This window comes from Paraburkholderia sp. FT54 (genome assembly GCF_031585635.1).
Lineage (GTDB): Bacteria > Pseudomonadota > Gammaproteobacteria > Burkholderiales > Burkholderiaceae > Paraburkholderia.
The window spans coordinates 1,455,837-1,478,286 of record NZ_CP134195.1 but is presented as its reverse complement, the minus strand read 5'-3'; the positions used below and the strand labels follow the sequence as shown (position 1 = coordinate 1,478,286).

Here is a 22,450-nt window from a genome sequence, read left to right as displayed (position 1 = left end):
GACCGATCGCGAGCGTCGGGCAAAGCGCTTCGCCGTATGAAGGGCGAAGCGCCATTGCCGCTTACAGCGAGTAGTACATTTCGAATTCGATCGGGTGCACCGACTGACGATAGCGTTGCAGTTCGCCCGTCTTCAGTTCGATGTACGCGTCGAGCATCGAGTCCGTGAACACGCCACCGCGCGTCAGGAATTCGCGGTCCGCGTCCAGCGCGTCCAGAGCCTGATCCAAGCCGGCGCACACGGTCGGGATCTTTGCATCCTCTTCCGGCGGCAGGTCGTACAGGTTCTTGTCGGCGGCTTCGCCCGGGTGAATCTTGTTCTGCACGCCGTCCAGACCCGCCATCATCAGCGCGGAGAAGCACAGGTACGGATTCGCCAGCGGATCCGGGAAGCGCGTTTCGATACGGCGGCCCTTCGGGTTCGACACGTGCGGAATACGGATCGATGCCGAACGGTTGCGAGCCGAGTAAGCCAGCTTGACCGGTGCTTCGAAGTGCGGCACGAGGCGCTTGTACGAGTTCGTACCCGGGTTCGTGATCGCGTTCAGCGCGCGAGCATGCTTGATGATGCCGCCGATGTAGAACAGCGCGAATTCCGACAGACCTGCGTAACCGTTGCCTGCGAACAGGTTCGTGCCGTCTTTCCAGATCGACTGGTGAACGTGCATGCCCGAACCGTTATCGCCGACCACCGGCTTCGGCATGAACGTTGCCGTCTTGCCGTACGTGTGCGCGACGTTGTGGATGATGTACTTCATTTGCTGCAGCCAGTCGGCGCGTTGCACCAGCGTCGAGAACTTGGTGCCGATTTCGTTCTGGCCCTGGCCCGCGACTTCGTGGTGATGCACTTCGACCGGAATGCCGATCTGCTCGAGCAGCAGACACATTTCCGAGCGGATGTCCTGGAACGTGTCGACCGGCGCGACCGGGAAGTAGCCGCCCTTGGTGCCCGGACGGTGGCCGGTGTTGCCGCCTTCGAATTCCTTCGCCGACGACCACGGTGCTTCTTCCGAACCGATCTTGATGAAGCAGCCCGATTGATCCGTGTTCCACTGGACCGAATCGAAAATGAAGAATTCCGGTTCCGGACCGAAGAATGCCGTGTCGCCGAGGCCCGTGCTCTTCAGATAGGCTTCAGCGCGCTTGGCCAGCGAACGCGGGTCGCGCTCGTAGCCCTTGCCGTCCGCCGGTTCGACGACGTCGCAGGTCAGCACGAGGGTGGATTCTTCGTAGAACGGGTCGATGAAAGCCGTGTTCGCGTCCGGCACCAGCAACATGTCCGATGCCTCGATGCCCTTCCAGCCGGCAATCGAAGAACCGTCAAACGCATGGCCGCTTTCGAACTTGTCTTCATCGAATGCCGACACCGGCACCGAAACGTGTTGCTCTTTGCCGCGCGTGTCGGTGAAACGGAAGTCGACAAACTTGACGTCTTCGTCTTTGACGAGTTGCACGACGTCGGCCACGGATTTACTCATAACCTATCTCCTGATTAACGAATTCGGCGGATTCAGCCGCCGCCCAATCTAGCTGACCCGTCCCGGCACGTCCACCCTCAATCGTTAAGGAGGGACATAAAAGTCTGCCTGGACAAATCGATCGGCACCAATAAAGCAGCTTCTGTGCCACGTATGCGCCAACGCGGCGCAAGACCACGCCGTGCGCGCATTTGCGGGGAATGGACGCACCGCGCAGCATGCAGTCCCGAAATCTTTGGACGGCACATCGCACCAAACACGTGCATTCGTCAGATCGGCAACGGCCCGCTTCTCTATTGTGGTGCATTTTGCGAAACGTGCACCATCGCTGCGCATGTGCGGAACCGCGGCGCACCGGCATTCGCAACCGCTCGCGCCACGCATGCGCGCGTCGCACCGCGCGCTAGAATGGTCATTTGGTCCGAAGGAGATTTGCGCTCATGAGCACGCTCGAACAGTTGTACGCAAGCGCGGACAAGCGCCGCACCGAAAATCAGTTGCCATATGCGGGCGCGATATCGCCCGCCGAAGCCTTCGAACTGCTGCAACTCGATCCTCGCACGCGTCTCGTCGACGTGCGCACCCGCGCCGAACTCGATTGGGTCGGCCGGCCGGTGATCGGCGACGGACAATACGCGCACGTGGAATGGACGCGCTATCCGGGCGCGGTGCCGAATCAGGAATTTCTCGCGCAGTTGAAGCAGGTCGCCACGCCCGATACGCCGGTGCTGTTCCTGTGCCGCAGCGCGGCGCGCTCGAAGCTCGCCGCGATCGCGGCCACCCAGGCGGGCTTCACCAAGGCGTATGACCTGCTGGAAGGCTTCGAAGGCGATAAGGACGGCCAGGGGCATCGGAAGACCGTGTCGGGCTGGTGCTTTCGCGGATTGCCGTGGATTGGCGCATAAGTGTCATTGCACGCGGTTGTTTGATTGCCGCGTGATTGCCGCGTAATCGCTGCCTGGTCGCGTCGAGCTTGCCTGTTACCGCGGCCCGTCGAAGGCGGTTCGAGACCACCCTTAAAGCCCGGCGCGAGAGCACAGGCACATCGTCTGCGCCGAATGTGGCAGACCGATGATCCGCGAAACCGCGCTCGGCATCGACCAACGAGCGCGGTGAAGAAAACGGGCGCGGCAGCGCCCGAATCAAGGCTAGCGGTATGCCGCGCGGATCAGGCGCGCGGCTTCGCCGCCGCGGCCGCCGCCTCGGGCTCGACGATATCGCCGCCCAACAGATGTACGCCTTCGCGCAGCTTGACGAATGCCGCCGCCACCGCCTCCGGCTCGCCCTTCACGCCCAGGTCGATGTGATGCCGCGCGTATACGCCACCGCGTTCCGCATCGCCCACGCTCGGCAGACTGAAGACCCGCACGCCCGGAAAATCGTGTTCGATCTTTTCCATCAGCGGCGTGACGCGCGACTCCGGCAGCTCGAACACCAGCAACGACTTCTCCGCATGCGGCATGGCGTGATGCAGATCCGCATATTGCGTATCCAGCACCCACTCGATCATCGGCCATGCCATCACCGGGAAGCCCGGCACGAAGTGATGCCGTTCGATCGAAAAGCCCGGGATCTTGTTGTAGCCGTTCGGAATGATCGACGCGCCTTGCGGATACGTGCCCATATTCAGGCGATGCCGGTTTTCCGGCGACTCCAGATCGAGCGGCGTGGCCGAGTTCGCCGGATACATGTCGCGGATGCGCTCCTGAATCAGCTTCGCCGCCTCCGGATGCAGTTCGAGCAGCACACCGAGCGCGGCCGCCGCGCATTGGCGCGTGTGGTCGTCCGGCGTCGCGCCGATGCCGCCCGTGGAGAACACGATGTCGCCCGAGGCGAAGGTGCGCCGCAGCGTCGCGGTGATGCGCTCCGGGTCGTCGCCGATGTACTCCGCCCAGCCGAGCGACAGCCCACGCGCGCCCAATAATTCGATGACCTTCGGCAGATGCTTGTCGATACGCCTGCCCGACAAAATTTCATCGCCGATGATGATGACACCAAATGCCATTGCCGCCTCTTTGGTTTAATCAGTAAGGAACCGGCGCCGCGTGCCGCACGCCGCCGTGCTCTTCCGCGCGCATGCGTTGCAGTGCGCGCAAACAGTAGTAGCCGAACCACAGCGCCGAAAACACGAGGATGAACGCATAGATCCAGATCGTCACGGCCGTGACCACCGGGAACAGCACGATCAGCCAGACCGACGACGCCCACAACAGCGTGGGCAGCGAACCCAGCAAGCCGCTCGCGATGCCGATCAACAGCAACGGCAAGCGGAAACGCCGCACCAGCGCGCGCCGTTCGTCACGCGTGGCATGCAGCGCGAGTGCGTCGTAGCTCATCACACGATACGTCAGCCAGCCCCACAGGAGCGGCGGAATCAGCGCGAAGAACGGCGGCACGAGCCAGAGCGGCAACGTGACGATCAGCAGCACGAGACACACCAGCGTGGTCCACAGCGCCTGCGCGAGGCTACCGTACCACGTTCCGCCGCGGCGCATTTCCAGACTCGGGAATTGCCGCGCCGACAGGAAGCGGATGACCGCAGGCATCGACAGCGTGGCGATCAGCAGCAGCACCGTGACGACGATCAGCGGAATTGTCATGGCGATCACGATAAACGGTGCGATCGCCGCATGCAGCCCCGAAAAGCCGAGCCAGTCGAACAGATGATAAAGCGTGATCGTAAACGACCAGCCTTCGAGCCAGGTGCGGGTCGCCCCGATCAGTGTCTGCCAGGAAAACCACAGGATCACGCCCCACCCAACCGTTGCCGCGAGAAACGGCAGGAAGGTCAGCCAGAGCATGCGCGGGTGGAGCGCGCTTGCGAGCGCGCGTCCAAACGAGCGCAACAGATCATTCATGCGAGCCAATGCCGGTGAACGAAACGATGGATTGAAGAGAACCGCGCAACGTACCCGCCCGGGGGAGCCGCGGGGCGTACGCAAACGTGAACAGGATAAACCACGTGACGCGCCGCCGGGGAAACCGGCGACGTGGGAGAAAGCGCGCTCAAACGGCGGCGGCGTCGTTGCTTTCGGTGCGGCGCTTCGGCGAAAGACGCCCGGCGATGCGCACGAAGGCGAGCCAGTGCTGCGCCCAGAAACCGTCGCCGTAACGGCGACCTTCGAGTTGATCGCTGATGCCGGTCGGCTCCATCTCGCGGCTCCAGGACACGCTGCGAAACAGCATGTCCCACCACGGAAACAGCACGCCGAAGTTGCAACCGTATTTCAACCCTTCGTGGCCGTAACCGATGGCGTGGTGACGGCGATGGAAAGTCGGGCTGACCAGCAGGCGCTCGCCCAGCCAGCCGAAGTACATGCGGATATTCGCGTGCTGGACGCTCTGCGCGAGATTCGTGATAGCGACCAGCACGACGAACTGCGACGGCGGTACGCCGATCACCAGCGCGATCACCGCGAAGAACGATGCTTGCAGCAGGTCGTCGAGCAGATGGTTGCGGTCGTCGGCCCACAGCGACATCTGCTGCTGGCTGTGGTGCACCGCGTGCAGTTCCCACCACACGCCGATCCGATGTTCCCAACGGTGATACCAGTAACCGGCGAAATCGAGCACCAGCAGATACATCACGAACGTGACGAGCGGCTGCGTGGTGACGCCGGGCCACAGATTGTCGAACTCGATATTCGAAATATTGTGCAGCCGCAGCCACGCCTGCACGGTGTCGAAGAACGGCTGCAGCGCGAAGAAGAAGAACAGGTTGAGAATGCCGAGCTTGGCGATCCACGTGTAGATCACGTCGACGCGAACCGCCTTGCGGCTCTCCCACTGCTCGACCGGACGCAGCGCTTCGAGCGGCCGCAGAACCGCGTACATGGCCAGCACTTCCACAACGCCCACGATCACCCAATACAGGCTGTCGTAGGTGTCTTCGTCGTAACCCATCAGATTGAAGCGGAACAGCAGCGGCTGCACCACGTCGACGTACAACAACGTCTGCACGGCCGAGACGAAGCTGTCGAGCGAAGAGAAAATCAGATGGAACATGGTGCTGGTCTTTTACTTCATCCGTGACGGTTCGCGTGGTGCGGCATGAACCCCTGCATCAAGCGCCGTTCGGCGCCATGACCGGCGCGCGATTGAAGAAATAGATGCCGTGCGGCGAACGGCCGACAGCAATCGTCTGAATCAGCTTACGCGTTGTCAGATCAATGATACCGACGTGCTTCGCGAAGCGGAAGGTAACCCACAGATAGCGTTTGTCAGCGGAAAGCTCCATGTCGTCCGGTCCCGGCAACAAACCGGTGATGTCGCCGACGTTGGTGAGCGTGTCCTCGTCGATGATGCTGATCGTGCTCGCCACGCGGTTTGACACCGCGACGTGCTTGCCGTCAGCCAGCGACCGGAAGTTGTGCGCGCCGTTGCCGGTGTGGATCGTCTTGACGATCTTCTGGTTGCGCCAGTCGACCACCGCCACGTAATCCGCGCCAGTCATGCCGACCAGCAGGTATTTCTCGCCCGGCGTCATCCACAGGCCCGCCGGCACCTTGCCGACCTTCATCTTCCACTTGACCGTTTGTGTGGCCAGGTCGATCGCGGCCAGTTCGCCCGACACCTGCAGCGTGACGAAGACCGTCTTGCTGTCGTTCGTGAACGCCATGTGGCTCGGCATGACCGCGAGCGGCAGGCGCGAAGCCAGCGTCATCTGGTTCTTCTGGCCGTCGTAGTGATAAACGTCCAGACGGTCCAGACGCAGGCCGGTGGTGACCAGCCATTTGCGATCAGGCGAAAAACCGATCTGGTACGGATCCTCGATATTCTCGACCCAGCGCTGCACCTGGCCCGATTTCGGATCGACGAACATCAGGTTGTTCGACACCGAATTCGCGACGATCAACGACGAATTGTCCGGCGTGGCCATCAGGTGGTGCGGTTCCTTGCCCGTGGGCACCGTACCGACGACCTGGCGGGTCGCCTCGTCGATCAGGCTCAGCGTGGCTTCGCCGGAATTGAGCACGATCACGTTGTTGGCGCGGGCCGCCGGAGAAAAAAAGCCTGTGGCGGCGACCAGCGCCGCGCCTGCGGCGAACGTGGCGGTCAAGCCGGGAAGAAAAAATTTACGCATGAAAACTCACTTCGGAGAACAACCATCATTGTAGAACGTTTGCCGTGACCAGCGGTTGACGCAGGTCGGTTTGCGACGCGAAAGGGAAATCAGGTGCACGGCGCCTCGACGCCGTCTGGCGAGCAGTTCGACGCGGCGAGCATCGCGTCATTCTGAAAACGCCGGTGATGAGTATCACGGCTGAGACGTCGAATCTCATTGAGAGCATATAAACTCAAGAACACGCTCAGTTTGAAAAAATAATAATCGGAATAAATTCCGCAAGTTCCTTATTTAACGCAACTCGTTTATCAGTCAATCGAGACACGCCAACATAAAGCGATTTTTCCGCACCTACTGCAGATTTAACTGATACCTCCGCCCTGCGGCTAAATCGGACAATTCTGCCGCCTCATCGCCCACCCACTCACCCCGTGGATGTACGGGCGTGACGCGGGTGTTTTCGCACGTAAAAAACGAAGGGCTTGATTCGGCAATACCAGCGCCCGCGGACCTTTTATTTTTTGCGCGGTTTATCAGGGCGATGAATCCATACACGATCACCCGTGCTCACGTGCCGTGCACTCACGCACTACCGCGGAGTTTCTAAAACAATGAAAAGCAATAACCCACTGGTTTGGTGTGAAGCGGCGCAAACGCCGCTGGCGGCGCTGGCGACGGCAAAAACAAGGACAAATCGCCAGAACACGATCGCGCGCGCGGTACTGGTTTTGGCGGCATTGGCGGGTGGCGCGCCGGCGGCGCAGGCCGCCCTCTTCGTAGACACGAGCGTTGATTCACCCGGAAACGATATCAACCCCTATGCTGGAGGCCAAGGCGCGATTGCGCTCGGTATCGGTGCAAAGGCGGGGGGCCCCTACGCGGTTGCGACGGGCTTCCAGGCGAGCGCACAGGGCAGCCTGTCGATCGCGAACGGCGTGCAGGCGAACGCGCAAGGCGACAAATCGACTGCAATGGGCGCGCAGGCGATAACGGCAACTACCGCCATCTACGGAATCGCGATCGGCAATCAGGCCCTCGTCAGCGGCTTGGGCGCAATGGCATTGGGCGCATCCGCGCGGGCCGCCAACGTCAACTCCGTCGCCATCGGGTATGCGGCGGCTGCCACGGCCGCCAACAGTGTCGCGCTGGGCGCGGGTTCAATCACGGCCGTCGGCGCCCAGACCGGGTACCACGCCTACGGCCTCACCACACCCCAAACTTCGGCTGGCGAAATCAACGTCGGCGATCGGACTATCACCGGCGTCGCCGCTGGTGCAGCCGACACCGACGCCGTCAACGCAGGCCAGCTCAAGGGTGCCATTACTGCTGCCACGGCGAATGCTGTCGCGTACGGCAATAATGCGAACGGCACTGTCAACACGGGCAGCGTCACGCTCGCGGGTCCCACCTCCATGGACGGCGGCGTCACGGACGGCACGACAATCACCAACGTGCATCAAGGCGCGATATCCGCCAGCAGCACCGATGCCGTGAATGGCGCCCAGCTCTATGCCATCGCCGGCGACAGCAGCACTGTCTATATCAAACAGAACGGCAGCGGGATCAAGTACCTCCGGACCAACGATGACTCGCTGACGCCGGACGACGCTCGCGCAACCGCCCCCGGCGCTTCGGCGATTGGCTACAACGCCCGGGCAGACGGCGAAAACTCGGTCGCACTCGGCCGCGGGGCTCACTCGGAAACCGCCGGTGCCGCGGCGGTTGCAATCGGCTACGACTCCGAGGCGGCGGCAACCGGCGCCGTCGCTACGGGCTATCAGGCAAGCGCATCGGCAGCTAATGCAATCGCGGTTGGCCATGGCGCATCGGCGAGCAGCGTGAACGGGGTCGCCGTCGGCAATGCGGCGCGAGCAAACGGCACAAACGCAGTGGCGCTCGGCGCGGGTGCCCGCGCCCGGCAAAATGGCACCGCGCTGGGTCGCCTCGCGACCGCGTATGGGTCCAACGCCTCCGCGCTCGGCTACGGCTCGCTCGCTTACGCCGACGGCTCCACAGCGCTCGGCGCCAACGCGAGGGTCTCCGGCGCCGACAGCGTGGCGCTTGGCTACAACGTTACTGTCACCGCCGCGAACAGTGTCGGCGTCGGGGCGAACTCGACCACGACCGCGAATCTCAGTCAACCCGGCGAGGAATTCGGCACGAGCGGCGTCGTCAAGGCGACCCACGCCTTAGGCGAGGTGTCCGTTGGCTCGACAGGCAACGAGCGCCGCCTGACCAATGTGGCAGCGGGCACGGCCGCGACCGACGCCGTCAACCTGAGCCAGTTGAGGGCGGTCGACGGCAAGCTCGACGCCATTGCGCAGAGCGGCACCCAGCATTACTTCAAGGCCGAAGGCGCCGCCGACGGCACGGACGATGCCGGCGCCGCCGGTACGCACGCTGTCGCGTCAGGGGTGCTTGCCGCCGCGTCGGGCGACAACGCCACGGCGCTCGGCGCAAATTCCGCGGCCGCCGCAACAGGCGCCGCCGCGCTCGGTGCGTATGCCTCGGCCACGTCAGCCGGCAGCATCGCCATAGGTTACGGCGCCGTCGCCAACCATGTCGATTCAATCGCGATAGGCCACGACGCGAACGCCTCGGCTGACGGTTCGGTCGCCTTGGGCCAGGGTTCGGTGGCCAACCGTGCGAACACCGTCTCGGTCGGCTCCGCCGGCAACGAACGTCAGATCAGCAACGTCGCGGCAGGCACCGCCGACACTGACGCCGTCAATGTCGCGCAACTCAAAGCAGTGAGCGATCAAGGCGCGGCCAACGCCGCCAGGCTTGACGGCGCGCTCATGTATGGCCAGAAGGCCGACGGCAGCGTCAACAGGAACAGCGTCACGCTCGGCGGCGACGCGGCGAGCGGCGGCACGCTCATCCACAACGTCGCAGCAGGCGTGGACGCAACCGATGCCGTCAACGTCGCGCAGCTCAAAGCAGTGAGCGATCAAGGCGCGGCCAACGCCGCCAGGCTCGACGGCGCGGTCATGTACGACCAGAACGCCGACGGCAGCGTCAACAGGAACAGCGTCACGCTCGGCGGCGACGCGGCGAGCGGCGGCACGCTCATCCACAACGTCGCGGCAGGCGTGGACGCAACCGACGCCGTCAACGTCGCTCAACTGAACGCCGCCATCGGCGGCGCGATCAGCAACGTCGTCGTCAATACGGCTAATCCGTTCTTCAGCGCGGAAGGCGGTCGCGATACCGAAGGCGCCGTGTCTTCCGGCACGCACTCCGTCGCCGCGGGCGCCAACGCTAAGGCCACCGGCGCCAACGCGACAGCCATCGGCGCGAATTCGCGGGCGAGCGGCGAGAACGCCACGTCGCTCGGCGCAAACTCCGTCGCGAGCGGCGCCAACGCCACTGCGCTCGGCGCCACAGCCAACGCCAGCGCGGACAACGCCGTTGCGTTGGGCCAAGGCTCGATGGCGGACCGGGCGAACACGGTATCGGTCGGCGCGGCAGGCCAGGAACGCCAGATCACGAACGTCGCAGCCGGCGTGCAAGGCACCGACGCGGTCAATGTGAATCAATTGCAGCAAAGCGTCGGCGCAGCGGTGAGCCAGGCGAGCAGCTACACCGACGACCAGATCCGCTCAGCCCGTCGCGACAGCTACGGCGGCACGGCGTCCGCAATGGCCATGGCCGGCTTGCCGCAGGCAGTTCTGCCGGGTCGAGGCATGGTCGCGATGGCCGGCGGCACCTACGCCGGCCAGTCGGCGCTGGCCATCGGCGTATCGCAACTGTCGGAAACGGGAACGTGGGTCTACAAGGTGCAAGGCACCACGGATTCGCGCGGCCAGTTCGGCGCGTCGATCGGCGCCGGCATGCACTGGTAGGCGGAACTGACAAGACAGACCGGACCAAAGCGAGTCACCGCAATGGCCCGGACATCGATGTGGTGGGTGCAACCTGGCGCGGGTCCGACAAAGGCCCGTGCCGTTTTGCGCGCGCCGCCATTCCCACAAGGCATGGCGTCGAGCGCGTTTTCTTCCGCGCCGCGAAAGGCAGCCGGTCGATGAGGGAAGCCGCTCAAGCGAGGCGGCCAGCCACAGCGCCGTCTCGCCCCTCGCGTCGATCAGCGCTGCATCGACTCCCAGACCTTGTAAAGCCGTTTCACCGAAACCGGCATCGGCGTGCGCAACTCCTGCGCAAACAACGAGATCCGCAACTCCTCCAGCAGCCAACGGAACTCCGACAGGCGCGGATCCAGCACGCCGCCGCGTTGCGCCACCGCGCGCTGATAGTTCTGCAACAGCGGCTGAAACTCGGCGGACTGCCGTGCATCACGCGCGGGGTCCGCCTTTAGCTTGTCGATGCGCAGCGCGATCCCTTTCAGATAGCGCGGGAAATGCGCCAGTTGCGCGTACGGCGTGTCGACCACGAAGCGCTTGCCGATCAGTCCATCGAGCTGGTTCTGCAGATCGGCATGCGCCGCCGTGAACGACTTCGCCTGCACCAGCTTCTTCGCCACGGTCGCGTATTCGCTCAGAATCTGCCCGACCAGGCGGGCAATTTCCTGAGCCAGCAACGTCAGGCGGCTGCGGCCCTCGTCGCGGCGCGTGTGAAAACTGGCGTCGTCGTCGGGCAACGGGTCTTGCAGGCAGGCGCGGTCGAGCGCGGTATCGATCAGTTGATCGCGTAGTTCTTCCTGCGTGCCGCGCGGCATGAACTGCATCGCCATTTCGCGCAAGCCCGGCAAATTCTTTTCCAGATATTTGATCGGCTCCTTCAATTGCAACGCGAACAGCCGGCGCAATCCCGCGCGATGAATCCGCGCGGCTTCGTCCGGTGAATCGAATACTTCGACGTCGCAATGCGTGCCGCGATCCACCAACGCCGGATAGCCGAACAAAGTCTGGCCGCCACGACGGATTTCGAGCAACTCGGGCAGCTTGCCGAAATTCCACGTCGTCAGCTTTTCATACAGCGCCGTGCCCTGCGCGCCGGCTTGCGGTGCGCTCTGCGGACCTGACGCGGCAGCGCCCTTGCCTCGCTGCGCCGCGCCGCCGGCGGCACCGGACGCTTGCGACGGCGTCGCGACACCGCCGCCGCCCGCGTCAGCCAGCGCCGCCCCGGCCGCGCTCGACGCGATCTTCTGGAAATGCTGCTGCGCCTGGCCGCCGAGTTCGGCGCGCAGTTGCGACAGGTTGCGGCCCATCGCGAGCTGACGCCCATGCTCGTCGACGACCTTGAAGTTCATGAACAGATGCGGCGGCAGGGTTTCGAGCTTGAAGTCCGACTGCTTCATCGCGACCTGAGTCTGCTCGCGAATATCGGCGATCAGCGACTCGAGCAAACCGCCCGCGCCGAAGCGCGGACCGCCATGCCGGTCGACGAAACCCGCCGCGAATTCGGGCAGCGGCACGCAGTGACGGCGCAGCTTCTGCGGCAAGGACTTCAGCAACAGTTGCGTCTTTTCCTTCAGCATGCCGGGCACGAGCCATTCGCAGCGGCGCGCGTCGACCTGATTCAGCGCATACAGCGGCACGCCGAGCGTCACGCCATCGCGCGGCGAGCCCGGCTCGAAGTGATAGGTGAGCGCCATTTCGACGCCGGCCATCGTCATCCGCTTCGGGAACAGGTCGGTGGTCACGCCGGCGGCTTCGTGCCGCATCAAGTCGTCACGCGACAGATACAGCAGGCGCAGCTTGTCTTCCGGCTGGCCGCTCTTTTTCACTTCGTCGCGATACCAGCGTTCGAACGACGCGCCGGTGTAAATGCCCTTCGGCAGCGCCTGATCGTAGTAGGCAAAAATCAGCTCGTCGTCGACCAGCACGTCCTGGCGGCGCGACTTGTGTTCGAGCTGCTCGATATCGGCGAGCAGCTTGCGGTTGTGCGCGAAAAACGCGAGCTTCGTGTCGAACTCGCCTTCCACCAGCGCGCCGCGAATGAACAGCTCGCGGGCGCGCGCCGGATCCTGTTTGCCGAAGCTCACGCGCCGCCGGTGATAGATCGGCAGGCCGTACAGCACCGCGCGCTCGAACGCCGACACCTGTGCCGCGCGCTTTTCCCAATGCGGCTCGGAGAGCGACTTTTTCAGCAGATGCGCGCCGATCTTCTCGATCCACTCCGGCTCGATCTTCGCGATGCAACGGGCGTACAGGCGGCTCGTCTCGACCAGCTCGGCGGCCATCGCCCACTTGCCAGCCTTCTTCACCAGCGCCGAGCCTGGCCACAGATAGAACTTGATGCCGCGCGCGCCGAGGTAATACGGCTCGTCGTCGGCCTTGAGACCGATGTTGCCGAGCAGGCCCGTCAGCAGGGCGAGGTGGATCTGCTCGAAAGTCGCTTCCGCTTCATTCAGACGCCAGCCGTGCTCGCGCACCACGGTCAATAGTTGCGAGTGCACGTCGCGCCATTCGCGCAGACGCAGTTGCGACAGGAAGTTCTTGCGGCACTCCTCGTGCAACTGCTTGTTCGACTTTTTGTGCGCGATGGCTTCTTCGAACCAGTTCCAGATTTTCAGCCACTGCAGGAATTCGGAGCGCTCGTCGGCGAAACGGCGATGTGCCTGGTCGGCCTGTTCTTGAGCTTCGACGGGCCGGTCGCGCGGATCCTGCACGGACAACGCGCTCGCGATGATCAGCACTTCCTTGAGCGCCTGCTGGTCGCGCGCGGCCAGAATCATCCGCCCGACACGCGGATCGAGCGGTAGCCGCGCGAGTTCACGGCCGAGCGGCGTGAGCTGATTGTCGTCGTCGACGGCGCCGAGTTCGTTGAGCAGTTGATAGCCGTCGGCGATCGCGCGGCCCGGCGGCGGCTCGATGAACGGGAAGGTCTCGATCGCCGTCAGATGAAGCGACTTCATGCGCAGAATCACCGACGCCAGCGACGAACGCAGAATCTCCGGATCGGTGAACCGCACACGGCCCTGATAGTCGCTCTCCTCGTAAAGACGGATGCAGATGCCATCGGCGACGCGGCCGCAACGACCGGCCCGCTGATTCGCGGCGGCCTGCGAAATCGACTCGACCTGCAACTGCTCGACCTTGTTGCGATACGAGTAGCGCTTCACGCGCGCGAGCCCGGTGTCGACCACATAGCGAATGCCCGGCACCGTCAGCGAGGTTTCGGCGACGTTGGTGGCCAGCACGATACGGCGCGCGTTCGAAGTGCGGAACACACGTTCCTGTTCAGCCGCGGAAAGACGCGCGAACAGCGGCAAAATCTCCGTATGCGGCGGATGATGCTTGCGCAGCGCCTCGGCGGCGTCGCGGATTTCGCGCTCGCCGGGCAAGAACACCAGCACGTCGCCGGGGCCTTCGCGGCAGAGTTCGTCGACGGCGTCGACGATCGCCTCCATCAGATCGCGGTCGGTTTCGCGTTGGGTTTTCGGCCGGTCGCCACGTGGCGCGGACGACGCATTGCCTTCCGCGGCCTTCACGGCGGGACTGTCTTCCGCGACCGGCCGGTAGCGCACCTCGACCGGATAAAGCCGCCCGCTCACCTCGATCACCGGTGCGGGCTTTTCTTCGCTGCCGAAGTGGCGCGCGAAACGGTCCGCGTCGATCGTCGCCGAGGTCACGATCAGCTTCAGATCGGGACGCTTGACGAGAATCTCCTTCAGATAGCCGAGCAGAAAGTCGATGTTCAGGCTGCGCTCGTGCGCCTCGTCGATGATCAGTGTGTCGTACGCCTTCAGCAGCGGATCGGTCTGCGTTTCGGCGAGCAGGATGCCATCGGTCATCAGCTTGACGGACGCGCCCGGCGACAGATTGTCGGTAAAGCGCACCTTGTAGCCGACCACTTCGCCGAACGGCGTGCCGAGTTCTTCGGCGATGCGGCGGCCCGTCGCCGACGCGGCGATCCGGCGCGGCTGCGTATGGCCGATCAGACCGGAGCCGCCCGCGCCGAGCCCGCGCCCGAGTTCGAGGCAGATTTTCGGCAGCTGGGTGGTTTTACCGGAGCCGGTCTCACCGCAGACGATCACGACCTGATTCTGGGCGATGGCTTTGGCGATTTCCTCGCGACGGCCCGACACGGGGAGCGCTTCGGGGTAGGTAATCGGCGGAATCGGATTCGGTTCGACGACACGCGGTGCGCGCGGCGCACGGGGTTCACGTGGCGGCTGCTGCTCGCGGCGGACGGCGCTGCGCTCGGTGTCGCTCGCCGCCGGCGATTTTTGCGCAAGCGCGCCGTCGGACTCGCGGCGCGACGCCGCGCCTTGCGAGGGTGACTGACGCTGCTGGTCGCCTCGACCGCCGCCTTTCTGCTGATGCGCGCCCGGCACATTCGCGGGCTGAGCACGCCGCTCGCCACTTCGCTGCGTTTGCTGGCCGTGCGGCGCGTTCTGCTTCTGCGCACGCCCTGAGTTCTGGTTTTGGCTCTGGTTCTGGCCCTGGCCTTGGCCTCGGCTTTCGGTGCCGTGTGGCGACTTCACTTCACCACCTTCGGCGTGTTTCGGCTTCGCGCCACTCTCCCGAAGGTGCGCTTCACGGCCCGGATTGTTCTTCTGCGCCGACGCCTGCGCGTTTTCCGCGGCGCGCCGCGGCTCGCGCGCCGGATGCGGCGCGTTGCGTTCGGCGGGTTGCGCATCGCGGCGCTTCGCGTCGCCGGCCTTCGGTTGATCGACGGCCGGCGCCGGATTCTCGTTCGCCGCAGCGGGACTTTTGGGTACATTCGACATGGGGGCGCATTATAATCCCCGGCATGAATTCCCAAACCGACCTCGTCCCCGCGCCCGCGAGCGCTCCGGCCCCCGCTGGAGCAACGGAAGACCTCGCACAGCACGCGCAATTCGTCGACTGGATGCGCTCAGTCGCCCCTTACATCCATGCGTTCCGCAACAAGACGTTCGTCGTCGGGTTCGGCGGCGAGGTGGTGCATCAGGGGCTCCTGAATGCGCTCGTGTCCGACATCGCGCTGCTGCAGGCCATGGGCATCCAGATCGTGCTGGTGCATGGCTCGCGACCGCAGGTCGAGGAGCAGATGAGCCTGCACGGCGTGGAATCCGAGTTTTCGCACGGCATGCGCATTACGGATGCGCGCGCGCTCGAGTCCGCGAAAGAAGCCGCCGGCGAAGTGCGTCTGGATATCGAAGCCGCCATCAGCCAGGGTTTGCCGAATACGCCGATGGCGCACGCGCACATCAGCGTGGTGTCGGGCAACTTCGTGACGGCGCGGCCGGTCGGCATTCTCGACGGTGTCGATTTCGCCCACACCGGCGTGGTGCGCAAGATTGACGCCGATTCGATCCGCCACTCGCTCGCGAGCCGCAAGCTCGTGCTGCTCTCGCCGCTCGGCTTCTCGCCCACCGGCGAGGCCTTCAATCTGGCCATGGAAGACGTGGCGTCCGCCGCCGCGATCGCGCTGCGCGCCGATAAGATCGTGTTCCTGACCGAAACGCCGGGCCTGATGGAAGCCGGCGAAAACGGCCCCGAACTGGTGCGCGAACTGTCGCTCGACGACGCCTACAAGCTGCACGAAAGCGGCGAGGTCACCGGCGACGCGGGCTTCTACCTGAAGCACTCGATCCGCGCCTGCCGCGGCGGCGTGGCGCGGGCGCACATCATCCCTTACGCGCTCGACGGCAGTCTGCTGCTCGAACTGTTCCTGCACGACGGCGTGGGCACGATGATCTCGTACGAGAACCTCGAAAGCCTGCGCGAAGCCACGCCGGACGACGTCGGCGGCATTCTCGCGCTGATCGAACCGCTCGAATCGGACGGCACGCTGGTGCGGCGCGGCCGTCACCAGATCGAACGCGACATCGACCACTTCTCGGTGATCGAGCACGATGGCGTGCTGTTCGGCTGCGCGGCGCTGTATCCGTACACGCAGGAGCGCATCGGCGAAATGGCGTGCCTCACGGTCGCGCCCGAGGCGCAAGGCACCGGCGACGGCGAGCGGCTGTTGAAGCGCATCGAGCAACGCGCGCGGGCGCGCGGCCTGACGCGCATTTTCGTGCTTACCACGCGTACCGAACACTGGTTCCTCAAGCGCGGCTTCGTCAAGGTCACGGTCGACGACCTGCCGGAAGACCGCCGCCGGCTCTATAACTGGCAGCGCAAGTCGCTGGTGCTGATGAAACAGCTCTAAGCGGCCTCATATAAAGCAACTGCCCGCCCCCACATCGATTAGGAGAAGCACAGCATGACTCGTATGGTTCAATGCGCGAAGCTCGGCAAGGAAGCCGAAGGCCTCGATTTCCCGCCGCTGCCGGGCGAACTCGGCAAGCGGATCTACGAAAGCATCTCGAAGGAAGCCTGGCAGGCCTGGTTGAAACAGCAAACCATGCTGATCAACGAAAACCGCCTGAACATGGCTGATCCGCGCGCACGCCAATACCTGATGAAGCAGACCGAAAAGTTCTTCTTCGGCGAAGGCGCGGACACGGCGCAGGGTTATGTGCCGCCGTCGGCCGAGTGAACGCGTTCGCGCTTCAAACTGCATGACCGAAATCCGCGCCGCGTGCGCGGATTTTTTTTCGCCTGCACGCGCCGCCGAAATCACCGGATCGAGGCCGCCCATCGCTGCTTCAGCAGCGCCGGGAAAATTCTCCAAACGGTACATTTTCGCGCCGTTTTAAGTCCCTTTTCCAGACCGTCGGGATTCGCTCAATCCCCCGCCCCTCAAGGGATTGAGGGGCCTCGCCAAGGCCCCCGCTGAACACCGGGTTTGCACGATCCTCTGCTATCGTGCTATCATGTGCATCGTTCCAACAGCATTTCACCTTCATTCACGTTCTCTTCACTCTGGCGTGCAGTGCGTGCGCCATGCCGAACTGAACAGTTTTTATACAAGAAGGCTCGTCGGTCGCTTCCCTGTTTCATGCGCTCTTCATGGGCCACATGAGCGGCGAATAAAAGCACCGGCCTTTTTCGTTTCAAGCCTTCCAGCGGCGCATGGGCCAGCTTTCAGCCACCCCAGCGTCCTCATGCATCTGCCCCCCTTCCACGGCCACGCAGGTGCAACAGTCAGCACAATCTAGACGAGTGTTTTTTCGCGACATGTCTCGCGAGGCACGGGCGTTGTGTTTTCCATCGCGCCCAGCTCCATCGCCTTCAGCGGCGACGGAGACGCTTTTCGCCTTGTTCGCGAAACTGCACTTCCCAGCAACCGTGGCGGAACGTTCATGCGCAACATGAGTTTCGTCGCAGTCATTGGAGTTTTCACCTTGACCGCTTCCAGCAACGGCTTCTGGCGACACCACAAAGAAGAACAACGCCTCTCTCTGGACGACATCACCGTCGTCGACAAATCTCTCCTCAAACGGGCCGTCGGCGCCATGGCGCTCGGCAACGCGATGGAATGGTTCGATTTCGGCGTGTACAGCTACATCGCTGTCACGCTCGGCAAAGTGTTCTTCCCGTCGGCCAGCCCCGCTGCGCAATTGATCGCCACATTCGGCACGTTCGCCGCGGCGTTCCTCGTGCGGCCGGTCGGCGGCATGGTGTTCGGGCCACTGGGCGACCGCATCGGCCGGCAGCGCGTGCTCGCCATGACCATGATCATGATGGCGCTCGGCACCTTCGCGATCGGTCTGATCCCGAGCTACACGACGATCGGCATTTTCGCGCCGGCGCTGCTGCTGGTTGCGCGTCTGGTGCAAGGTTTCTCGACCGGCGGCGAGTACGGCGGCGCGGCCACCTTCATCGCCGAATTCTCGACCGATAAGCGCCGCGGCTTCATGGGCAGCTTCCTCGAGTTCGGCACGCTGATCGGCTACGTGCTCGGCGCGGGCACCGTGGCCGTGCTGACCGCGTCGCTCTCGAACGACGCGCTGCTCTCGTGGGGCTGGCGTGTGCCGTTCCTGATCGCCGGCCCGCTGGGCCTGGTGGGTCTGTACATCCGGATGAAGCTCGAAGAAACGCCCGCGTTCAAGAAACAGGCCGAGCAACGCGAAGCTGAAGACAAGGCCGTGCCGAAGCAGTCGTTGCGCGAGTTGCTCATGCAGCAATGGAAACCGCTGCTGCTGTGCGTCGGCCTCGTGCTGATCTTCAACGTCACCGATTACATGGCGCTCTCGTATCTGCCGAGCTATCTGTCGGCCACGCTGCACTTCAACGAAACGCACGGCCTGTTCCTCGTGCTGCTCGTGATGGTGCTGATGATGCCGATGACGCTCGCCGCCGGCCGCCTGTCCGATACGATCGGACGCAAGCCGGTGATGCTGTTCGGTTGCGTGGGTCTGTTCGCGCTGTCGATTCCCGCCCTGCTGCTGATCCGCATGGGCACGGTGCTGCCGGTGTTCGGCGGCCTGATGATCCTCGGCGTGCTGCTGTCGTGTTTTACCGGCGTGATGCCGTCGGCGTTGCCGGCGCTGTTCCCGACGAAGATCCGCTACGGCGCGCTCGCGATCGGCTTCAATATTTCGGTGTCGCTGTTCGGCGGTACGACGCCGCTCGTGACGGCGTGGCTGGTCAACAGCACCGGCAATCTGATGATGCCCGCGTACTACCTGATGGGCGCGTCGCTGATCGGTATCGTCTCGGTGATGGCGCTGCGCGAAACCGCCCGTAAGCCGCTGCTCGGCTCGGGCCCGTGCGTGGCGACACGCGCGGAAGCGCATGCCGTGCTGCGCGGCGAGCGCGAAGCCGAGGAGATGGACGAAGGTTATGCGGCAACCGCTACGGCGCGTGCCTGAGCGCGGGTCGCTTAGCTGTTAGCGCGGCTTGGCCGCAAGTCGCGAGAGAACGGGCCGGCAAATTTTTGCCGGCCCGTTTTTTTATGGGACCAGGGAATCGAAGCTCGCGCTTGCGTGTGGACCTTCGACGATCAGGATTCCGGCCGAAATCGGCAATTTGAAGCGCCGTGGGCCGGCACTGCCCGGATTGACGAACAGCACGCCGTCGCGCTCGCTGATCAATGGCTTGTGCGAATGGCCCGTCACCACCACGCCGATGCCCTGGCTGCGCGGATCGGCGCCCACATCGGCGATGTCGTGCACAACGAGAATCGTCACCTGCTGCACGGTCAGTGTGGTGTGCGTCGGCAGCGACGCGGCCCAGTCGCCGGTGTCGTTGTTGCCGCGCACCGCCGTGACCGGCGCAATCCGCCTGAGCGCTTCCAGTACGGCCTGATTGCAGATATCGCCCGCGTGGATGATCGCGTCACAATCGGCGAGGTACTGCAAAGCTTCAGGACGCACGAGGTTGTGCGTGTCGGAAATCAGGCCGATTCGTGTGCGTGTGGGTCGTCGAGTGCGCGAAGTCATGGTGGAAGTATCGGGCAAATGAGCGGAGCGTGTGCGCGCACTTCGAGCCGCTACCACCCGCTACGGATCGCTTTGAGCCGCTGCGATCAGCGCAATGAGCAGCAATACACCGCCGAGGACGAGCAGCACGCTTACGCTTCCAGCAGGTGTTCGATGCGCCTATCCGGCACCAGCCACCACGCGGCAGCGAGCGTATAAAGCGCAGCCGAGACCCACGGCACGACAAACGCCAGCGCAATGCCCGTCAGATAGATCACAACCGAGACCTTGCCCTTGAAGTCGCTGCCGACCGCTTTGGCGAGGGTCGAGTCCTTGCCGTGCTCGCGGATCAGCACGCCCATCAGAATGAAATATGCGATCGACGACATGAACAGCACGACGCCGTACATCGCGGTCGGCCAGGAGGCCAGATGGCTTTCGCCGACCCAATGCGTGACGGCCGGCAGCAGCGACAGCCAGAACAGCAGATGGAGGTTGGCCCACAGCACCGCGCCGTTGACCTTCTGCACGGCATGAAACATGTGATGATGATTGTTCCAGTAGATGCCGACGTAGATGAAGCTCAGCACGTACGCGCAGAACACGGGGAGCACCGGACGCAGCGCGGCGAGGTCGAAGCCCTCCGGCACTTTCAACTCGAGCACCATGATCGTGATGATGATGGCGATCACGCCATCGCTGAAGGCTTCGACACGTCCCTTGCCCATCGGTTGGATTCCTGATGTTGAATGCGGTTGCGCGCACCGTTCGCCCGCGTTGCGCTGACGACCCGCGCCGTTGCCGATTATCCGCGATGGCTCAACGCTTTGTCGATGCGCCTGTTCGGCCAGTGGTGTGCCGCGTTCAAACTCAAGCGCCGTCCGGGTAATAAACCGCGAGCCAGACGCTGGGCTCCTGATCGCTTGTCCATGCCACCCGATGCCGGCAATGCGCGTCGATCAGCACGTGGTCGCCGGCCTTCATCGGATACGGCTCGGCCTCGCCTTCGAATTCGAGCGCCGCCGCGCCGCTCAACAGCACGACCCACTCGGCGCGCGGACTGTCGTACCAGAAATCCGGCGGACTGGCGTGCCCCATCGAGACGATCCGCTCGATGCTCACGCCGCCCCGCTCCACTAGCAGGTCGACCTGCTCGTCCGCGCCCGCTGGTGCGCCGGGTCCGAACAGATTGCCGCTTCTGAATGCGCGCTTCATCGTCGATGCTCCGCTTGTGCGCGCCCTCACTTCATGGGTTTGAGTCCATCGAGCAGGGTCGGCACCAGTTCGCTGATGGTCGGGTGAATATGCATCGCGTACTGCAAGGTCGGATACGGCGCGCCCGCCGTCATGATGTCGATAAACGTGTGAATCGCCTCATCGCCTTCAATGCCGTGGATCGCCGCCCCGAGAATCTGCTTGCTCTCCTTGTCGACCATCACTTTCATGAAACCGTCGGTCTCGCCGCGTTCGCGTGCGCGGCCCACGCGCGACATCGGCATGGTGGCGATCAGCGCGTCGCGGCCCGACCTGCGCACCTCGGCCTCCGAGGCACCGACACGCGCGAGCGGCGGATCGACGAACACGGCATACGCCATGATGCGCGTATCGACACTGCGCGCGCCGCCGTCGAGCAGATTTGCGGCGACGATCTGATAGTCGTCGTAGGAAGTGTGAGTGAAGGCGCCGCGCCCGTTGACGTCGCCGATCGCCCAGACGCCCGGCACGCTGGTGCGCAACTGGCCGTCGACTGGAATCGTGCCGTGTTTATCCGTCGCGATGCCGGCGGCCGCGAGGCCGAGGTCGTCGGTGTTCGGCTCGCGGCCGGTCGCGAACAACAGGTGCGACGCTTCGAGGGCGGGAATGTTCTGCTCGAAGCCGATACACACTTCGCTCTCGCGATGCGGATGCGGTTCGACCCGTGAAGGCTGCACGCCGAAGCGGAACTCCACGCCCTCGCGAGTCAGCACCTTCTGCACGGATTCGGCGAAATCGGCGTCTTCGCGGGTGAGCACGCGTTCGCCGCGCACCAGCACGGTCACGCGACTGCCGAACCGGCGAAAGATCTGCGCGAATTCGAGCGCGATATAACTCGCGCCGACAATCACCAGATGACTCGGCAATTCCGTCAGGTCGAGCAGGTTGGAGTTGGTGTAGTAGCGAATCCGCTCGAGCCCGTCGAGCGGCGGCACGACGGCGCGTGTGCCTGAATTGATGAAGATTTCATCGGCGCTGATCTCGTCGAGCGGATTGCCGTCCGGTCCGCTGATAGCAAGCGCATGCGGCCCGGTGAAGCGCGCGTGGCCGTTGAACACGGTCACGTTTTTGGTGCCGCGCAGCCATTTCTCGACGCCGTCGCGCGACTGCCCGATGATCTGGTCCTTGCGCGCCTTGACCGCGGCCAGATCGACGCTGATCGCGCCGCCCACCTGCACACCGAGTTCCGCGCAATGACGTGCGACATGCGCCGCGCGGGCGCTCGCCACATAAGATTTGGTCGGCGTGCAGCCGACATTCACACAGGTGCCGCCGAAGGCCGCCCGCTCAATGACCGCCGTCCTGCGCCCGCTTTGACCGAGACGCACGGCGAGCGGTGAGCCGCCTTGTCCCGTACCGATCACAACTGCGTCGAAGTGCTGTGGCATGGCAACTCTCCCGAGGCTGGGGTGCTGGTCGTAGCATCTTACCCTCAGCCCTTCGAATCACCATGCCGCGCCGCCGATTGCGGCGCATTGTTGCGGATGACTGCTGTTTTCCGTCCGTTTTA

General features: G+C 63.9%; 15 protein-coding genes and 1 pseudogene. 6 read left to right on the top strand and 10 right to left on the bottom strand.

Annotated elements, in window-relative coordinates; all coding sequences use genetic code 11:
* Positions 1-61: 61 nt before the first annotated feature.
* The gene (gene glnA, locus RI103_RS07025; protein ID WP_064268939.1) at positions 62-1,477 is read right to left on the bottom strand and encodes a type I glutamate--ammonia ligase; all 1,416 of its coding nucleotides are present in this window, start codon (positions 1,475-1,477) and stop codon (positions 62-64) included.
* Between the two features lie 440 nt (positions 1,478-1,917).
* Here glnA and RI103_RS07020 point away from each other — a divergent pair, with 440 nt between their 5' ends.
* Positions 1,918-2,382, top strand: a complete 465-nt coding sequence (locus RI103_RS07020) for a rhodanese-like domain-containing protein (RefSeq protein WP_012433603.1) — start codon at positions 1,918-1,920, stop codon at positions 2,380-2,382.
* Between the two features lie 263 nt (positions 2,383-2,645).
* Here RI103_RS07020 and RI103_RS07015 read toward each other — a convergent pair whose 3' ends face one another.
* The 4 genes from RI103_RS07015 to RI103_RS07000 all read right to left on the bottom strand — a co-directional run bounded on the left by RI103_RS07015 (position 2,646) and on the right by RI103_RS07000 (position 6,560).
* Positions 2,646-3,482 carry a molybdopterin-binding protein gene (locus RI103_RS07015; RefSeq protein ID WP_310814648.1) on the bottom strand — a complete coding sequence of 279 codons (837 nt, stop codon included), beginning with the start codon at positions 3,480-3,482 and terminating at the stop codon, positions 2,646-2,648.
* A 19-nt stretch (positions 3,483-3,501) separates the two neighbouring features.
* A complete protein-coding gene (locus RI103_RS07010) occupies positions 3,502-4,335 on the bottom strand; it encodes an EI24 domain-containing protein (protein WP_310814647.1) in 834 nt (277 codons plus the stop codon).
* Between the two features lie 148 nt (positions 4,336-4,483).
* Complete coding sequence (locus RI103_RS07005; protein ID WP_310814646.1) at positions 4,484-5,482, bottom strand: sterol desaturase family protein; 999 nt, start codon at positions 5,480-5,482, stop codon at positions 4,484-4,486.
* 58 nt (positions 5,483-5,540) lie between these two features.
* Positions 5,541-6,560: a beta-propeller fold lactonase family protein gene (locus RI103_RS07000; protein WP_310814645.1), complete on the bottom strand. Its 1,020-nt coding sequence runs from the start codon at positions 6,558-6,560 to the stop codon at positions 5,541-5,543.
* Between the two features lie 593 nt (positions 6,561-7,153).
* Here RI103_RS07000 and RI103_RS39610 point away from each other — a divergent pair.
* Positions 7,154-8,035: pseudogene (locus tag RI103_RS39610) on the top strand (hypothetical protein); the annotation flags it as partial.
* A 69-nt stretch (positions 8,036-8,104) separates the two neighbouring features.
* A complete protein-coding gene (locus RI103_RS06995) occupies positions 8,105-10,387 on the top strand; it encodes a YadA family autotransporter adhesin (RefSeq protein ID WP_409076977.1) in 2,283 nt (760 codons plus the stop codon).
* Positions 10,388-10,626: 239 nt separating this feature from the next.
* Here RI103_RS06995 and hrpA read toward each other — a convergent pair whose 3' ends face one another.
* The gene (gene hrpA, locus RI103_RS06990) at positions 10,627-15,177 is read right to left on the bottom strand and encodes an ATP-dependent RNA helicase HrpA (RefSeq protein WP_310814643.1); all 4,551 of its coding nucleotides are present in this window, start codon (positions 15,175-15,177) and stop codon (positions 10,627-10,629) included.
* 23 nt (positions 15,178-15,200) lie between these two features.
* Here hrpA and argA point away from each other — a divergent pair, with 23 nt between their 5' ends.
* The 3 genes from argA (at position 15,201) to proP (ending at position 19,137) form a co-directional block, all read left to right on the top strand.
* Positions 15,201-16,589 carry an amino-acid N-acetyltransferase gene (argA, locus tag RI103_RS06985; protein WP_132373802.1) on the top strand — a complete coding sequence of 463 codons (1,389 nt, stop codon included), beginning with the start codon at positions 15,201-15,203 and terminating at the stop codon, positions 16,587-16,589.
* 54 nt (positions 16,590-16,643) lie between these two features.
* Positions 16,644-16,919 (top strand): oxidative damage protection protein, encoded by a 276-nt coding sequence (locus RI103_RS06980; protein ID WP_073427523.1) that lies wholly within the window; start codon positions 16,644-16,646, stop codon positions 16,917-16,919.
* A 715-nt stretch (positions 16,920-17,634) separates the two neighbouring features.
* On the top strand, positions 17,635-19,137 hold the full coding sequence (gene proP / locus RI103_RS06975) for a glycine betaine/L-proline transporter ProP (RefSeq protein ID WP_310815187.1): 1,503 nt from the start codon (positions 17,635-17,637) through the stop codon (positions 19,135-19,137).
* 81 nt (positions 19,138-19,218) lie between these two features.
* Here proP and RI103_RS06970 read toward each other — a convergent pair whose 3' ends face one another.
* From RI103_RS06970 to RI103_RS06955, 4 genes are all read right to left on the bottom strand, one after another.
* Positions 19,219-19,707, bottom strand: a complete 489-nt coding sequence (locus tag RI103_RS06970) for a metallophosphoesterase family protein (protein ID WP_310814642.1) — start codon at positions 19,705-19,707, stop codon at positions 19,219-19,221.
* A 131-nt stretch (positions 19,708-19,838) separates the two neighbouring features.
* Positions 19,839-20,414, bottom strand: coding sequence for a TMEM175 family protein (locus RI103_RS06965; RefSeq protein WP_310814641.1), 576 nt, complete (start codon positions 20,412-20,414; stop codon positions 19,839-19,841).
* A gap of 142 nt (positions 20,415-20,556) precedes the next feature.
* A complete protein-coding gene (locus tag RI103_RS06960) occupies positions 20,557-20,901 on the bottom strand; it encodes a cupin domain-containing protein (protein WP_310814640.1) in 345 nt (114 codons plus the stop codon).
* 26 nt (positions 20,902-20,927) lie between these two features.
* Positions 20,928-22,328 (bottom strand): FAD-containing oxidoreductase, encoded by a 1,401-nt coding sequence (locus RI103_RS06955; protein ID WP_310814639.1) that lies wholly within the window; start codon positions 22,326-22,328, stop codon positions 20,928-20,930.
* Between the last annotated feature and the right edge of the window lie 122 nt (positions 22,329-22,450).

Bases quoted from the DNA above. Each gene is read 5' to 3' on its own strand.
- argA (WP_132373802.1), top strand. From the start codon at position 15,201: ATGAATTCCCAAACCGACCTCGTCCCCGCGCCCGCGAGCGCTCCGGCC.
- RI103_RS06965 (WP_310814641.1), bottom strand. From the start codon at position 20,414: ATGGGCAAGGGACGTGTCGAAGCCTTCAGCGATGGCGTGATCGCCATC.
- RI103_RS06980 (WP_073427523.1), top strand. From the start codon at position 16,644: ATGACTCGTATGGTTCAATGCGCGAAGCTCGGCAAGGAAGCCGAAGGC.
- RI103_RS07020 (WP_012433603.1), top strand. From the start codon at position 1,918: ATGAGCACGCTCGAACAGTTGTACGCAAGCGCGGACAAGCGCCGCACC.
- RI103_RS07005 (WP_310814646.1), bottom strand. From the start codon at position 5,482: ATGTTCCATCTGATTTTCTCTTCGCTCGACAGCTTCGTCTCGGCCGTG.
- RI103_RS07015 (WP_310814648.1), bottom strand. From the start codon at position 3,482: ATGGCATTTGGTGTCATCATCATCGGCGATGAAATTTTGTCGGGCAGG.
- RI103_RS06955 (WP_310814639.1), bottom strand. From the start codon at position 22,328: ATGCCACAGCACTTCGACGCAGTTGTGATCGGTACGGGACAAGGCGGC.
- RI103_RS07000 (WP_310814645.1), bottom strand. From the start codon at position 6,560: ATGCGTAAATTTTTTCTTCCCGGCTTGACCGCCACGTTCGCCGCAGGC.
- RI103_RS06960 (WP_310814640.1), bottom strand. From the start codon at position 20,901: ATGAAGCGCGCATTCAGAAGCGGCAATCTGTTCGGACCCGGCGCACCA.
- RI103_RS06970 (WP_310814642.1), bottom strand. From the start codon at position 19,707: ATGACTTCGCGCACTCGACGACCCACACGCACACGAATCGGCCTGATT.
- proP (WP_310815187.1), top strand. From the start codon at position 17,635: ATGAGTTTCGTCGCAGTCATTGGAGTTTTCACCTTGACCGCTTCCAGC.
- hrpA (WP_310814643.1), bottom strand. From the start codon at position 15,177: ATGTCGAATGTACCCAAAAGTCCCGCTGCGGCGAACGAGAATCCGGCG.
- RI103_RS07010 (WP_310814647.1), bottom strand. From the start codon at position 4,335: ATGAATGATCTGTTGCGCTCGTTTGGACGCGCGCTCGCAAGCGCGCTC.
- glnA (WP_064268939.1), bottom strand. From the start codon at position 1,477: ATGAGTAAATCCGTGGCCGACGTCGTGCAACTCGTCAAAGACGAAGAC.